This window comes from Candidatus Diapherotrites archaeon (assembly GCA_030688545.1).
Taxonomy (GTDB): Archaea; Iainarchaeota; Iainarchaeia; order Iainarchaeales; family VGJJ01; genus VGJJ01.
Genome location: JAUYHT010000002.1, coordinates 76,647 through 89,079 on the forward strand (window position 1 = coordinate 76,647; position 12,433 = coordinate 89,079).

General features: G+C 50.6%; 15 protein-coding genes, 1 tRNA gene and 1 rRNA gene. 10 read left to right on the plus strand and 7 right to left on the minus strand.

Features of this window, described 5'->3' with window-relative positions:
• Positions 1-201: 201 nt before the first annotated feature.
• From Q8P05_00875 to Q8P05_00885, 3 genes are all read right to left on the minus strand, one after another.
• Positions 202-1,696, minus strand: a 16S ribosomal RNA gene (locus Q8P05_00875).
• Positions 1,697-2,279: 583 nt separating this feature from the next.
• On the minus strand, positions 2,280-3,017 hold the full coding sequence (locus Q8P05_00880; protein ID MDP2666040.1) for a hypothetical protein: 738 nt from the start codon (positions 3,015-3,017) through the stop codon (positions 2,280-2,282).
• A 54-nt stretch (positions 3,018-3,071) separates the two neighbouring features.
• Positions 3,072-3,203: a hypothetical protein gene (locus tag Q8P05_00885; protein MDP2666041.1), complete on the minus strand. Its 132-nt coding sequence runs from the start codon at positions 3,201-3,203 to the stop codon at positions 3,072-3,074.
• A 593-nt stretch (positions 3,204-3,796) separates the two neighbouring features.
• Here Q8P05_00885 and Q8P05_00890 point away from each other — a divergent pair.
• Positions 3,797-3,871: transfer RNA gene (locus tag Q8P05_00890), tRNA-Glu, on the plus strand.
• A gap of 75 nt (positions 3,872-3,946) precedes the next feature.
• Here the strand turns inward: Q8P05_00890 and Q8P05_00895 are convergent.
• Both Q8P05_00895 and Q8P05_00900 read right to left on the minus strand, forming a co-directional pair.
• On the minus strand, positions 3,947-4,165 hold the full coding sequence (locus Q8P05_00895) for a hypothetical protein (GenBank protein MDP2666042.1): 219 nt from the start codon (positions 4,163-4,165) through the stop codon (positions 3,947-3,949).
• Positions 4,166-4,305: 140 nt separating this feature from the next.
• Positions 4,306-4,716, minus strand: coding sequence for a hypothetical protein (locus tag Q8P05_00900; protein ID MDP2666043.1), 411 nt, complete (start codon positions 4,714-4,716; stop codon positions 4,306-4,308).
• Between the two features lie 113 nt (positions 4,717-4,829).
• On the opposite strand from Q8P05_00900, the gene Q8P05_00905 reads away from it, so the two are divergent.
• From Q8P05_00905 to Q8P05_00930, 6 genes are all read left to right on the plus strand, one after another.
• On the plus strand, positions 4,830-4,997 hold the full coding sequence (locus tag Q8P05_00905; GenBank protein MDP2666044.1) for a 50S ribosomal protein L40e: 168 nt from the start codon (positions 4,830-4,832) through the stop codon (positions 4,995-4,997).
• Positions 4,998-4,999: 2 nt separating this feature from the next.
• Positions 5,000-5,815: a UbiA family prenyltransferase gene (locus tag Q8P05_00910; GenBank protein MDP2666045.1), complete on the plus strand. Its 816-nt coding sequence runs from the start codon at positions 5,000-5,002 to the stop codon at positions 5,813-5,815.
• Positions 5,815-6,750, plus strand: a complete 936-nt coding sequence (locus tag Q8P05_00915) for a hypothetical protein (GenBank protein ID MDP2666046.1) — start codon at positions 5,815-5,817, stop codon at positions 6,748-6,750. Before Q8P05_00910 ends, Q8P05_00915 begins: the two co-directional genes overlap by 1 nt.
• Positions 6,743-7,387 (plus strand): protein-L-isoaspartate(D-aspartate) O-methyltransferase, encoded by a 645-nt coding sequence (locus Q8P05_00920; protein MDP2666047.1) that lies wholly within the window; start codon positions 6,743-6,745, stop codon positions 7,385-7,387. Before Q8P05_00915 ends, Q8P05_00920 begins: the two co-directional genes overlap by 8 nt.
• Before the next feature lie 64 nt (positions 7,388-7,451).
• Entirely contained in the window at positions 7,452-7,739 is a 288-nt protein-coding gene (locus tag Q8P05_00925; GenBank protein MDP2666048.1) for a hypothetical protein, read from the plus strand.
• Positions 7,736-8,509, plus strand: coding sequence for a lipoate--protein ligase family protein (locus tag Q8P05_00930; GenBank protein ID MDP2666049.1), 774 nt, complete (start codon positions 7,736-7,738; stop codon positions 8,507-8,509). Before Q8P05_00925 ends, Q8P05_00930 begins: the two co-directional genes overlap by 4 nt.
• A gap of 9 nt (positions 8,510-8,518) precedes the next feature.
• Here the strand turns inward: Q8P05_00930 and Q8P05_00935 are convergent, their stop codons facing one another.
• Positions 8,519-9,163 carry a hypothetical protein gene (locus tag Q8P05_00935; GenBank protein MDP2666050.1) on the minus strand — a complete coding sequence of 215 codons (645 nt, stop codon included), beginning with the start codon at positions 9,161-9,163 and terminating at the stop codon, positions 8,519-8,521.
• Between the two features lie 2 nt (positions 9,164-9,165).
• Positions 9,166-10,605, minus strand: coding sequence for a dihydrolipoyl dehydrogenase (lpdA, locus tag Q8P05_00940; GenBank protein MDP2666051.1), 1,440 nt, complete (start codon positions 10,603-10,605; stop codon positions 9,166-9,168).
• Between the two features lie 78 nt (positions 10,606-10,683).
• Here lpdA and Q8P05_00945 point away from each other — a divergent pair, with 78 nt between their 5' ends.
• The 3 genes from Q8P05_00945 (at position 10,684) to Q8P05_00955 (ending at position 12,418) form a co-directional block, all read left to right on the plus strand.
• Entirely contained in the window at positions 10,684-11,442 is a 759-nt protein-coding gene (locus tag Q8P05_00945) for a class I SAM-dependent methyltransferase (GenBank protein ID MDP2666052.1), read from the plus strand.
• Between the two features lie 160 nt (positions 11,443-11,602).
• Positions 11,603-11,896 carry a hypothetical protein gene (locus Q8P05_00950; GenBank protein ID MDP2666053.1) on the plus strand — a complete coding sequence of 98 codons (294 nt, stop codon included), beginning with the start codon at positions 11,603-11,605 and terminating at the stop codon, positions 11,894-11,896.
• Entirely contained in the window at positions 11,897-12,418 is a 522-nt protein-coding gene (locus Q8P05_00955; protein MDP2666054.1) for a hypothetical protein, read from the plus strand.
• Positions 12,419-12,433 lie beyond the last annotated feature (15 nt).

Genomic DNA, 12,433 nt, shown 5'->3' on the forward strand with positions numbered 1-12,433 from the left:
GAAGGAATTCTGGCATTAAATAAAAATTTTAGGTTGGAAGCATATACGGGTATTCTTTGCCTTGTGAATAGGCTTGAATAGGCACACGTCATGTTAACTTAGGTTTTTTGTTCACGTCTTAATGGGTTGTGAAAAAGAGGAGAGGATTGCTCCTGCTCCTGCTTTCTCACACACCTGTGCCCGACATTTGCCGGGCATTTTAGGAGGTGATCCGTCCGCAGGTTCCCCTACGGACACCTTGTTACAACTTAGCCCGCCTCGCGATATCCAGAATCGAACCCGGAATGATTTCCGAGGCCTCATCTAGACATTACTCAGCTGGCTTGATGGGCGGTGTGTGCAAAGCTCAGGGACGAATTCACCGCGCGTTAGTGACACGCGATTACTGGGGATTCCAGGCGTTCACGAGGGTGAGTTTCAACCCTCGATCTGAACTGCGGTAGTGGTTAGGGGATTACCTTACCCTTTCGGGCTCGGAACTCATTGTCACTACCATTGTAGGCCGCGTGTGGCCCCGGAGATTCGGACTATACAGACCTACTGTGGCCCTCTCCTTCCTCGGTTTTACAACCGCAGTCGGATTAGAGTGCGCCTCCTCCGTAGAGAAAACTAGCAACTAATCCTGAGGGTCTCGCCCGTTGCCTGAGTTAACAGGACGCTTCACAGTACGAGCTGCAAGTGGCCATACAGTACCTCTCAGCGTGTCAGGTAAGCCCTTCAGACTGACCATCATCCTGCTGTCACCCCGGGTGAGTTGTCCGGCGTTGTATCCAATTAAACCGCAGCCTCCACCCCTTGTAGTGAGCTCCCGCCAATTCCTTTAAGTTTCACCCTTGCGAGTGTACTTCCCAGGCGGTGGACTTAATGCCTTCGCGACGGCACGCGGAGTCCTCGTGGGAAACCGCACACCTAGTCCACATCGTTGAGGGCGGGGACTAACCGGGTATCTAATCCGGGTCGCTCCCCCCGCTTTCGTTCCTCACCGTCAGGATCATCCTGGTCAAGCGCCTTCGCTACTGGTGGTCCTACGGGCATCACAACATTTCACCGTTACCCCCGTAATTCCCTTGACCTCTTATGACCTCGAAGCCCCGCAGTATCCTTAGCCATTGGACGCGTTGGGCGCGCCCTTTTCACCAAGGACTTAGGGAGCCGGCTACGAACGCTTTAGGCCCAATATACGTGGGTACCACTTAGGGAGTACGTATTACCGCGGCGGCTGGCACGTATCTTACCCCCCCTTTATTCGCCAAACTGTTTACATTTGGCAAAAGCCGACAGTGTCGGCACTCGGATGACCCCTATCGCGCTTGCGCGCAGTGTAGAGGTTTCCTAACTGCTGCACCCCTTAGGGCTGGGGACCTTATCTCAGTTCCCCTCTCCGGGCTACCTCTCTCAAGGCCCGTACCGATCGTCGCCTTGGTGGGCCGTTACCCCGCCAACAAGCTAATCGGCCGCCGTCCCATCGACGCGCGATTACACCCAGCATGCGGGTGCATCCTATCATCCCTCCCTCGTTCCAGATGGAAGGGACTGCGGCGTATTACCCCCAGTTTCCCAGGTTTAACGCCTCGCGACGGCAGGTTGACGACGTGTTACTGAGCCGTACGCCAACCGTGGACATAGCTCCACGGATGGACTTGCATGTCTAAGTGGCAATCCGAATGCAGTACCCGCCAGCAGGATCAGCTGGAATGGCACCTTTTTGCAAAAAAGCTGCACCCAAAAGCGTTAGGGGCCCTTTCTTTGGGAAAGGGACCCAGACTCCATTGGTTACAACGGCAAAAAGATTTTCCCAGAGACAAGCTTTCGAAAAATTTGCCGCGAAAACCCGTTTCTGTATCCTCTAGCGTACACCTAATCAACAAGACCTAAAACTCAAAAAAAATTGGTCGTTCCCTTTTTGGAAAAGAAATTTTAATTTGTTTTTTTCCAAAAAAGTTTTGCTTCCAACCTACCTCATCCCAAAGGCTTTCGCTGATTTTGGGACTCATGTTCCCTCCATGACCCAAAACGGGCCACGTGGAAAGGCATTTGAAGAACCCTTTTGGAAAAAAGGTTCGGAGGCGGAAAACGCGTGCGACCGACTCAGCGGCCGTGCGTTGAGGAATCCTACCCAAAAAACAGGCTAGGAACCCATAACACTCCTCCCATGATAAGGCTTTTAAACGTAGTCCAAAGGTCGAAGCAATTTCACTACCCCCCAGAAGGTCATTGGTGTTCATGAAATACCCTGGAAAAAATCCATAGGGGTTACTCTTGCTTATCTATTCTCTTCTTCAGGATTCCCCGGTGGATTTGGGGGGATGGCGTTTGGACGCCCAATCCATGAAGCGTTTGTGGTATTGGTCTTGTTTCTGCAAGTGAAGTGTTTCCCAAAAAATATCCTTGGATTTCCCATCGATATACTTGAACGCGGCGGGGGTTTCTACCAAAACAAGGGCATAGCGGAAAGCCTCGATCCGCACCTTTCTCTCTCGGATCAGGGTGAGGATCTCCGGGGAAGGGGATTCCTTCCCCGTCCGTTGGACCCCTCGATCCTTGTCCACCTCCCCATCCAGCCAGTTCTTCAAGTCATCCCGTAGACTCTTGCGTGTGATCGGGGGGATGATTCGATAGGTGTTCACCCGCCCCCTCCGGGTGGGGTCGTTCATCGTATTGATGAGAAATTTTTCCTGCAGGTGCAGGCGCATTTCCTGCATCACATCGAGGATCAATGACATCGTCACTTGGAATCGTATCTGGGGCGTAAGTTTCGCTAGATGAGGTTGGGAATTGATCTCCAATGCCTTCAATCTCGCCTCCCCGGCCTTGGTAATAGCGATTTTGGGTTTTTTCAAACGAACCCCTCTTGTTCTTTGTGGAGCGGGCTGGATCATCCATATTTCCCGGAGAGACTGGATAATTCGATTTGGTGGCTTGGAGGAAGGTGGTACATGGGGATGAAACAATCGATGAAGTACCCTCGCCTCGGTGGGGGTGATGGCGTATATCACCCGCTTATTGGGCCGGCGCATGCTCCCCAGAAACCATTGATCATTTTAAATCGTGGAGTCAACGCGAAAAGCCCATCACTGCCGGGCGCGCTGGCGCAGATAGCGCTTCTTCCGCTTCTCGCGGCGCATCTTCTTCTTTTTCCATTTCCATCGCTGGCGCGCGCGGGTCTTCTTGAAACGGCTTGTGTCTTTGGCTCGGCTCCCCAATCAAATCACCTAACGGATACCCAAGAACCCAGGAATCGGTTTAAAAAAGAAGGCCTCATGGGCTCAAATCGCTGGCACGGGCACGCGCATAACCGGATAATAACTCTTTATCTCTGGGATATAAAACGGAGTTATTGGAAATATCTTTGAAAAGGCCCTCAAGGGCATTTGGATGGAGGGCGCGCTCGATTCGGTTTGAATAGTAGGTAAACCAGACCTTGCGCGTGCTCTCTTCTCTACTTCGAGGTTTCAGACCCTTTGGAGGTTTCATTAATGGCCGCTGGGCCTTCTTTGATACCGATTGGGTGGGCCATTTGGCATCTGGATTTAGGGCCTGAAAACGAGCTCTTGCCTGCCGAAGTAATCTCGTTTTTGCATTTTTACCCAGGGTATGATTTGATTTAATTTGATGATAAATCGTGAGGAGAGCTTGGGGGGAAATGGCTCGCCCAATAAGGTTGAGTAATCGGCTCTTTACCTGGGCACTTTTATTCCTCGAGACCGGGGGTTTTTTGGATGAGAGGGAGGGGGCATTTTACGATTAAAGTTCCTTCATTTTTAAACATTCTGGGGTTGCATTAGAATCGGCAGACGCCCCGTTCGTCTAGCCCGGTTAAGGATAGTGGCCTTTCAAGCCATTGACGCGGGTTCGAATCCCGCACGGGGCATCCAGGTTTTCGTTAAAAAAAAAAGGTGCGCGCCACTTTGGGTTTTAACAACCCCATCCATGCGAAAAGCGCGCATCACGCCTTGACCGGAATCTTGTACGCGTCATACATGCCATAAATCCAGACAATGGGATAGAGGATGAATCCAATGAGGAGTAGCATGAGGAAGGCAGACAGGATGCCGGCGATGAGGATGAGAATGCCTTTAGTGAACTGCCCCTTCGTGAAATGCCCCAATCCAGGCAGGATGAAGCTGGCGATTACCGCCACGATGTTTCGGGTCTGCTTGTCCATGGAATCACTCCTCTCCGGTTTTGATTGAACTCGGGTATGGATGAGAGGTGAATCTCCGACTATAAAATAGAATGGGCCAGGTGGTTTTTTCAATCCTTTTTCCTTTTTGAGGGTTTTGGATTTTGCTAAAGTCGCAGCCGTCACTCCTTCTCTTTTCCCTTCAACTCTTCCTCTTTTCGCTGGAGCGCCTCTTCCTTTTCTTTTAATGCCCGCTCGCGGGACTCCAACTCCTGCTCTTCGGCTTGCTTCTTCTCTTTCTCGCGTTGTTTTTCCCTATCCTTCAATTCCTTCTCGTGACGCGCCTTCGCTTCCTTCATTTCTTCCAGGCGCTGGGCCACTTCCACCTGCATATCGTCCTCCGGGAGATCCATTTCTTCGTGGACCACCTTCGAGGTCATCTCCACGGGAACATTGCCATATTCCATTTCCATCCGCTTGTAGGCTATCTTGCCTTCTTCCGAGGTGGGGGCGTCCCTCTTATTTCCGTATGAATACGCTGAGTCCGTTTTGTCCCGATCTCCCTTTTTTTTAGGTTTTTTCTCGGAGGCCATGACTAGGATAGGGGGCCCGATAGAATATAGCTATTCTTATCCACCCTCGAAGAAGGCCCTCCGCGTCGGCTTATAAATATTCGCGTCCCTTTCCCTATATAGGAGCAATCACGATGGCCAAATTCCCTGAAGCGATGAATCGAATGTTTCTCAACATGTACATCTGCATGAAATGCAACGCCCGAAACCGGGGGAGCACCAATAAGAAGCCTACCCTCTGCCGCAAATGCGGGAGCACCTCCCTGCGTCTCAAGAAAAAGGGAAAAGTAACGAAGGCCTAATCATGGATGTTTCCGCGTACGTGGAAATCATTCGCCCGATTAATGCGGTCATGGCCATCATTGGAACCTTTTTGGGGCATGCCATTGCCACGCATTCATTTTCTTTACCCTTTCCCCTTTTCCTGGCCATGCTCGCCGTGTTGTGCATCATTTCCGCGGGACAAAGCATCAATGATTTTTTCGATTTGGATGTTGACACCAAAACGGGAAAGAAAAAGCCCCTCGTGCAAGGCAAAATAAAACGCGGGCATGTTTTCTGGTTCGCCATCGCGTTGTTTCTCATAGGAGTATTTATCGCCAGCATGATCAACTTTCTCGCCTTCGCCATCGCCGCGTTCTTCGCGGCCATGCTCTTTTTGTACTCGGCAGTCATGGGTAAAATAAAATTCTTCGGAAACATCATCGTGGCATTGGGAGTGGGATTTACTTTTCTCTTTGGAGCGAGTGTGGCGACGATCACTCCGCTCGTACTCATGATGGCCCTCGTGGCTTTCTTATCCAATTGGGCCAGGGAGATAGTGAAGGATGTCGAGGATGCGGAAGCGGATAAGGGACTCAAACTCACCCTCCCCCATATCCTATCCCCAACCCAAACAAACATCATCATATTTGGCCTGCTCACTTTGGCTATCCTCGCGGCCTATCTCCCTATTCTAACAGGTTTGGGAAACCTCTATTATGGGATTCTCGCTACGATTACAAATCTCATTTTTATTCTCGCGGCCCGACAATTGGTATACCGTGATCCCGCCAAGGCCTCCGCGTTACTCAAGCGCGGGATGCTCATCGGCTTGATTGCCCCTTTGACCCTCGTATAATGCGCCAGACCCTCTTCCAGGAAAGCGTGCACACGCTCTATGACAACGGTTTTAGTCTGGAAACCTTTTTCGATTCCAATGGGAGCTTTGATATTATTGCCCGGAAGGAAGGACTTATTCTCCTCATCAAAGTATTGCACAACATTGATGCCCTTAGACCCGAGCACGCCGAAGATCTGAAGAAATTGGCGCGCGCCTTCACCGCGCACCCGGTGATAATAGGGGAGAGAAGCAAGATATTCCAATTACAGAAAGAAATTTTATATGAACGGTACGCATTACCCGTGTTGTCCATTGACGGTTTCAAATTGTTGCTCGACACCCACCTCCCCGTGGCGCGGGCATTCAAAGGCCAACACGTTGTGGAATTAGACGGAAATAGATTGCGAGCGGAAAGAGAGGCGCGCGCGTTCACATTGAAGACGCTTTCCGAGAAAGCCGCCATCAGTTTAGAAAGTCTGCACCGCTATGAAAAAGGTCACCCCGCCGACTTGGATACGGCCAAGCGATTGGAATCCATTCTTTCAACGAGTCTCATTCGGGGCATTAATGTGTTCGAGGAAACGGATTACACCTCCTCACCTCCTGAAGAGGAGACCCCTGAAAATGAGGCCCTGGCCCAGCTGAGGGAATTAGGTTTGAAGCTCAGCGTTTTCAAACGAGCCCCCCTCACCGCGGCGGGAATAGAAGAGCACCACCTCCTCATCTCCCATGCGGAAACCAAACCAGCGGCCAAGAAAAAAGCATTCTTATTAACGAAGACCCAGCGCATCGTGGATCACCCCGGATTCCTGTTGAGCCCGTTATCCCAGGATGAGGTGGAGGACGTGCCCGTGGTGAATGTGGATGAACTCTCCACCTTCTCAGGGGCGCGGGACATTTTGCACACCATCAACGAACGCCACCATGATCTCCGACGAAAGAAGAATGAATAACCCCTACTCGGAGGCCCGCGCCACTCTTGTAAAAAAGCTCGAGGGAGAGGGAGTATTACTCACTCCCTCCATCCTCCAGGCCTTTCGTCAGGTGCCCCGGGAGCTTTTTATTTCCCCCCCACACCGCCGCCAGGCCTATGAGGACATGGCCCTCCCCCTGGCTCCTCGGCAGACCATCTCCCAACCGTATACGATTGCCGTGATGCTTGAATTCCTCTCCCCCCAACCCGGGGAATCGATATTAGAGATAGGGAGCGGCTCCGGGTACGTGCTCGCCCTCCTGTCCCAGATTGTGGGTTTACAGGGAAAGGTATTTGGGGTGGAATTGAACCCTGAAACCGTGGAAGGGAGTGAGGGGGTTCTAAAAGCACTCAAAATAAATAATGTAGAAGTCAAGGCCGGGGATGGCAAAGAGGGATGGCCTGAAAAGGCCCCTTTCGACCGTATCCTGGTGTCCGCGGCCTGCACGCACCTCTATCCCGCCTGGGAAACGCAATTGGTCCCTCGCGGAACCATCGTCGCCCCCATTGGGGGGGCGGCGGCCCAACACCTTGTGAAGGCGCGAAAGACGAATGGAACGATTCAAGAGGAAGTATGTCCTAAGGGTCTATTTGTCTTTGTCCCCCTGCGCTCCTGACCCTCCTTTTGTCCCCTTTTTTCAACCGCCTAACCCTTAAAACGAGAAACCTCCTAAATGAGTCATGCGCGCTGACATCACCCACAAGATTCCTCAGGGAAAGATGGTGCGCCTCACCTTGGAATACGATACCACCATCCTCCATTCGGCTCAAATATGTGGGGACTTCTTCGTGCACCCAGAAGAGACCATTGCGGCGATGGAGCAGGCCTTGGTGAAGATCCCCGTGGAAAGCACCCGCGAGCGCGTGCAACACATCCTTGATGGCGTTGTAGAACGGCATCACGCCCAACTGATCGGGGTTGACACCCCTACTTTATCCCAATTGATCTGCGAGGCGATCAATCAATGACCCAAGATGACGGGTGGAAAAAATTGGAATGGCGATTCATTCCCATGGAAACCCACACGGCCGCGCAGAACATGGCCCTGGATGAGGCGTGCGCCCATGCGCTGGCGGAAGGAAAGGTAAATCCCACCATACGTTTTTACCGGTGGCAACCCAGCGCGGTGAGCATTGGGTATTTCCAATCGCTCCGACAGGAAGTGGATGTGGAGGCATGCACTGAGCAAGGCATAGACATGGTGAGGCGTCGCACGGGAGGGGGGGCGGTTTACCATGATTACGATGGGGAAATAACCTATTCCGTTATTGCCCCCGAAAAAGCCTTTTCACCTAACATCATTGATTCCTATCGCCAGGTGGGAGAATGGATCATCCATGGATTGGAACAATTGGGAGTGGAAGCCACTTTTGTACCCATCAATGATTTGGTGGTGAAGGGGAAAAAAATTTCGGGCAACGCCCAGACGCGGCGCAATAGCATTTTTCAGATGCATGGCACCATCCTCGTGGACGTAGATGTGGACAAGATGTTTTCCCTGTTGAAGGTGCCCGATGAAAAGGTGCGGGACAAGATCATCTCCACCGTGAAGGAACGCGTGACTTCCCTCCGGGCGAGCGGAGTCAACTCTTACGACAGCGCGTACGAGGCATTGAAGGATAGTTTCCTCGCTGGAAAGAAATGGACGGAAGGGGAATGGTCGGACGAGGAGAAAGAGAAGACCGCGATCCTCGCGGAAACCAAATATGGCCATCCCTCCTGGAATGAGATGCGGTAAAACTTTCTTTCACCCGGTCGGCCATTTCCGGCGCACGTTCTTTTGGGGTATGGCTTTTTTCAGGTTATAGGTTATTTCCACCCGGTAAATGGGCGACCCCGATAAATTCTGCGTTATTGCGGTCTTGCGACGTTTATGCTCAAAAGGCATCTGTTTTTTCTCCCGGATAGAATAACCGAATTCCTGCGCCAGACGGTATATTGTGGCCATGAATTCCTCCGATTCCGTGGTGAAAAAAAGTTTGCCATTGGGGATCAAAACCAAAGGGAAATTTTGGAAAAGATTCCTTATTTCTCTTTCAAAATGATTTCGCCCCACTCTTTTTCCATTCCTAAAATAGGCATTTGGCATATCCAGATTAAGGTGGCGGGTTTTCCATCCGTGGCGTATCATGGTTCGTAAGAAATGGCGTATCGAAACGGGAAAAAAACGAATCGAGCCGGGATGTGTTTGCGTGGGAATATGGGATAGATTCCTGTCCCTCCTGTACCGCATGTCCACCGCCGCATATTTCCGGGATGGAAATCGGGCGGCCTGTTCTAAGGCATAACGAGCGCCCCCGGCACCCAAATCGATAGTCTGAAAATGAGGCGTTGGATCGTGGAAGGGTCGGCGGGAGGGTCGAATGTTTCTTTTGGAAGGATGGGCTGGCATACTCAGGATTTTCCCTTCTTCTGGAGGGGTAGGTGGACGCATTTCCCTAAGGCATCCTCGACCGCCTCCAGAATGGCCTCATTATAAGTAGGGTGCGGGTGGATGGTGCCCGCCAGGTCTTCGAGGCGCGCGCCCATCTCCAGAGCCAAACCTATTTCAGCAATCATGTCGCTGGCATGCGCCCCCACGATGATTCCACCTAATAGTACATGGGAGGAAGGGTCTCCTAACACTTGCACAAAGCCCTCGGGGCGGTTGGCCCCCAGGGAGCGGCCTGAAAAGGCATATGGAAACATTCCTGAAATGAATGCGCGGCCCTGCTGAATCGCCTCGTTCTCCTGCAACCCCACCCACGCAATCTCGGGATCTGAATAGATGACGGCCGGGCATACCTGCGCGTCGAATGCGGAGGGCAATCCCGCACACACTTCTGCGGCGACCTTTCCCATGTACATAGCGCGGTGGGCGAGCTGGGGGTTTCCCGTAATGTCGCCAATGGCCAAGATGGAGGGGTCGGAGGTGTAACATCTTTCATCCACGCCCACGAAACCTTTTTCATCCATTTTCACTTGGGTGTGTTCCAATCCTAAACTTTCTACACTTGGAGAGCGACCAATGGCCACCAGAATTTTTTCGAATGGCACATTTTCTTTTACCCCTTCCTTGGTCTCCAAACCTAACACTACACCCCCCGATTCACGTTCATGAGAATGCACCTCAGTGTTCTTCCAGAAAGTAACTCCAAATGTTTCCAAACGCTTCTGGATAATATTCCCCACGCGAGGATGAATATTATTGAGAATGGTGGGCGAGCGATGGATTAAGGTTACTTTGCTTCCTAATTTCTGGAACGTGTGCGCCATCTCCATGGCAATATAGCCTGATCCCACGATAGCCAATGAGGAAGGGATTTTTTCCAAATCGAGCAACTCGCGCGAGGAGAGAATAGTTTCCCCATCGAATGGGAGAGAGGGAAGGGCATTCTCTTTAGCTCCCGTGGCGATGATAATGCGGTCGGCGGTTAAGGATACCGTGTCGTGGGCCTGCTCAATATGAAGGGAATGCGAATCCAGAAAAGACGCTTTTCCTTCCACGATTTCCACTCCCGCTTTGGCGCAGAGTGTTTCTATTCCCTTCGTCAGATTGGCAATTACTTTTCTCTTGAATGTTTGGGCTTTCGCCATGTCCAAGGTTGCCAGGGAAACATCGATGCCCAATTCTTTGGAATGCGTGCAGTCCCAGAATACATTCGCGGTGTGGATGAGGGACTTTGAAGGAATGCACCCATGATGAAGACACAACCCCCCCACTCCCTGGGGTTCCATCTCGATGAGCGCCACGTTCTTTCCCAACTGCCCTGCCCGGATGGCCGCCACATACCCTCCGGGGCCTGAACCAATGACCGCCACCTCCACGTGCTCGGACATTTCCCCAACGACCATAGCCCTGGAAACGGGAATTGGATTAATAAGGGTTGGCGGATTTGGATTTTTTTGTTCTTCTAAAGGAAAGAAAATCTTATGCGAAATCGAAAACCAACCTCCAAAGTAAAAAAGAAAAAATCCGCGTACTATTCCGGAATGGGTTGGTATCGGGGAGATTATTACCGAAAGGGACAACCTTTCCAAACCTTATTGGCTGACCCATTGACCTGGTCACCATTGGCAACCAAAAGCATGGTCAAACAGGTTATGGATTATTTTCAAATTCACCTTCCCAACCCTAAAAATGCTACCGCATTGGAAATAGGCCCAGGAACCATTCCTATTGCTTCCCTTTTTCCTTTCAAACGAATCGTGTATTTGGATCAAAGCCTGGCCATATTGAAAAAGTTGCCCAAGCGGGTATTACCTCATTTCGAAAGGAAAAAACACGTTTCATTTACCGAATTGGATCAGGGTAGATCACGCCGCGTGGTGGGGGATGTCCGACACCTGCCCATCCAGGGGCATTTCGATTTCGTTATCATGAATGAAGTATTGACCCACGTTCAACCCGCACGAAGACTCAAAACCATCCAAGATCTGGCATCCAAAACCCATTCCTTCCTCATTATTGATCGCTTGCAAAAACCATTGGGTATCATCCGAAATTTTTTCACCACTTCGGATCAATTAACCCACGCCCAACGCCGGCAAGCAAGAAAAATCCAAGCGACTTTTGTTCGGTTCAAACCCATTATGGATTATTTGACCAAAAACGGATGGATTATTCACACGCAAAAAGTGAAACGAGGAACCACCACCTATATTATCATTTCCGCCACGCGCCAAAAATAATTTTATAATAATCGTATGGAAATCACGTGCTGTGGGGCCAATCCCTATGTTTGGATTTATTCGGAACGCGCCATCTCATACTCTGTCACCTTTTTCTGTTTAATAAAGAGGATGGAACCTTATCCAAAAGCTTTTAAAGAATGTAATACATTGTAATACTATGGCTTCAGATGCGGATATTGTTACCATTCGATTCGAAGAGGATGCCCGCCGGCAGATCGAGACATTCGCCCGGGACAAACGGAAAACCAAATCGGACGTCATCCGGAAGGCGACCATGGATCTCATCCGACGCGAAAATGAGCGTGATGAGATCAGGGAAATCATCTCCCAAAAATTCGGCGAGGGAAAAATATCATTTGATGAGATGGTGCGGGTCCTCGGGTATGAGGATGCCAAGGAGGTCGCCTTCTATATTGATATTCTAGAGAAATCGCTCCGGGACGGATTATGAATGACACGATTGGTAGTGGATACATCGGCCCTCATCTCCTTGTCCTATAGCGGGCGTTTGAAGGGGGTCTGCGCCCATTTCGAAATCAATATCCCCTCATCCGTTAAAGACGAATTGAAAGAGATGGCCGTTTACTCCGATCACCTTTCAAAAATGGCTAAAGAAAGCTTGGCATTGATTACCCAGAAGAAAATACGATTGCACGATAAAAAAATCACCACCTATTCCGATAGACACATTACCCCAAAAATTGATCATGGCGAGGCCGCGTGCTTTGAACTGGCATTGGTCCAAAAGATTCCCCACCTGATATTAGATGACATCTCGGCGGCCCATGGATTATCGGTTTCCCCATTCTCCAAGAAAATTGACCTAAAACTCTCCGTTGCCTTGTTAGTAAGTCTCCACACCCAAAAAAAGATTACCAAGTCAGAATTGCAAAAAAGCCTGCGCGCCATGATCCAGAATAGGAAATGGGGAAAATCCGCCATGGAACGGGCGATACAAAAATATTTCGATTAAGATTAAAGGAAAACT

What these genes read in the sequence shown, in the direction of transcription:
- Q8P05_00880 (MDP2666040.1), bottom strand. Translation starts at nt 3,017, where the DNA reads ATGCGCCGGCCCAATAAGCGGGTGATATACGCCATCACCCCCACCGAG.
- Q8P05_00895 (MDP2666042.1), bottom strand. Translation starts at nt 4,165, where the DNA reads ATGGACAAGCAGACCCGAAACATCGTGGCGGTAATCGCCAGCTTCATC.
- Q8P05_00900 (MDP2666043.1), bottom strand. Translation starts at nt 4,716, where the DNA reads ATGGCCTCCGAGAAAAAACCTAAAAAAAAGGGAGATCGGGACAAAACG.
- Q8P05_00905 (MDP2666044.1), top strand. Translation starts at nt 4,830, where the DNA reads ATGGCCAAATTCCCTGAAGCGATGAATCGAATGTTTCTCAACATGTAC.
- Q8P05_00910 (MDP2666045.1), top strand. Translation starts at nt 5,000, where the DNA reads ATGGATGTTTCCGCGTACGTGGAAATCATTCGCCCGATTAATGCGGTC.
- Q8P05_00915 (MDP2666046.1), top strand. Translation starts at nt 5,815, where the DNA reads ATGCGCCAGACCCTCTTCCAGGAAAGCGTGCACACGCTCTATGACAAC.
- Q8P05_00920 (MDP2666047.1), top strand. Translation starts at nt 6,743, where the DNA reads ATGAATAACCCCTACTCGGAGGCCCGCGCCACTCTTGTAAAAAAGCTC.
- Q8P05_00925 (MDP2666048.1), top strand. Translation starts at nt 7,452, where the DNA reads ATGCGCGCTGACATCACCCACAAGATTCCTCAGGGAAAGATGGTGCGC.
- Q8P05_00930 (MDP2666049.1), top strand. Translation starts at nt 7,736, where the DNA reads ATGACCCAAGATGACGGGTGGAAAAAATTGGAATGGCGATTCATTCCC.
- Q8P05_00935 (MDP2666050.1), bottom strand. Translation starts at nt 9,163, where the DNA reads ATGCCAGCCCATCCTTCCAAAAGAAACATTCGACCCTCCCGCCGACCC.
- lpdA (MDP2666051.1), bottom strand. Translation starts at nt 10,605, where the DNA reads ATGGTCGTTGGGGAAATGTCCGAGCACGTGGAGGTGGCGGTCATTGGT.
- Q8P05_00945 (MDP2666052.1), top strand. Translation starts at nt 10,684, where the DNA reads ATGCGAAATCGAAAACCAACCTCCAAAGTAAAAAAGAAAAAATCCGCG.
- Q8P05_00950 (MDP2666053.1), top strand. Translation starts at nt 11,603, where the DNA reads ATGGCTTCAGATGCGGATATTGTTACCATTCGATTCGAAGAGGATGCC.
- Q8P05_00955 (MDP2666054.1), top strand. Translation starts at nt 11,897, where the DNA reads ATGACACGATTGGTAGTGGATACATCGGCCCTCATCTCCTTGTCCTAT.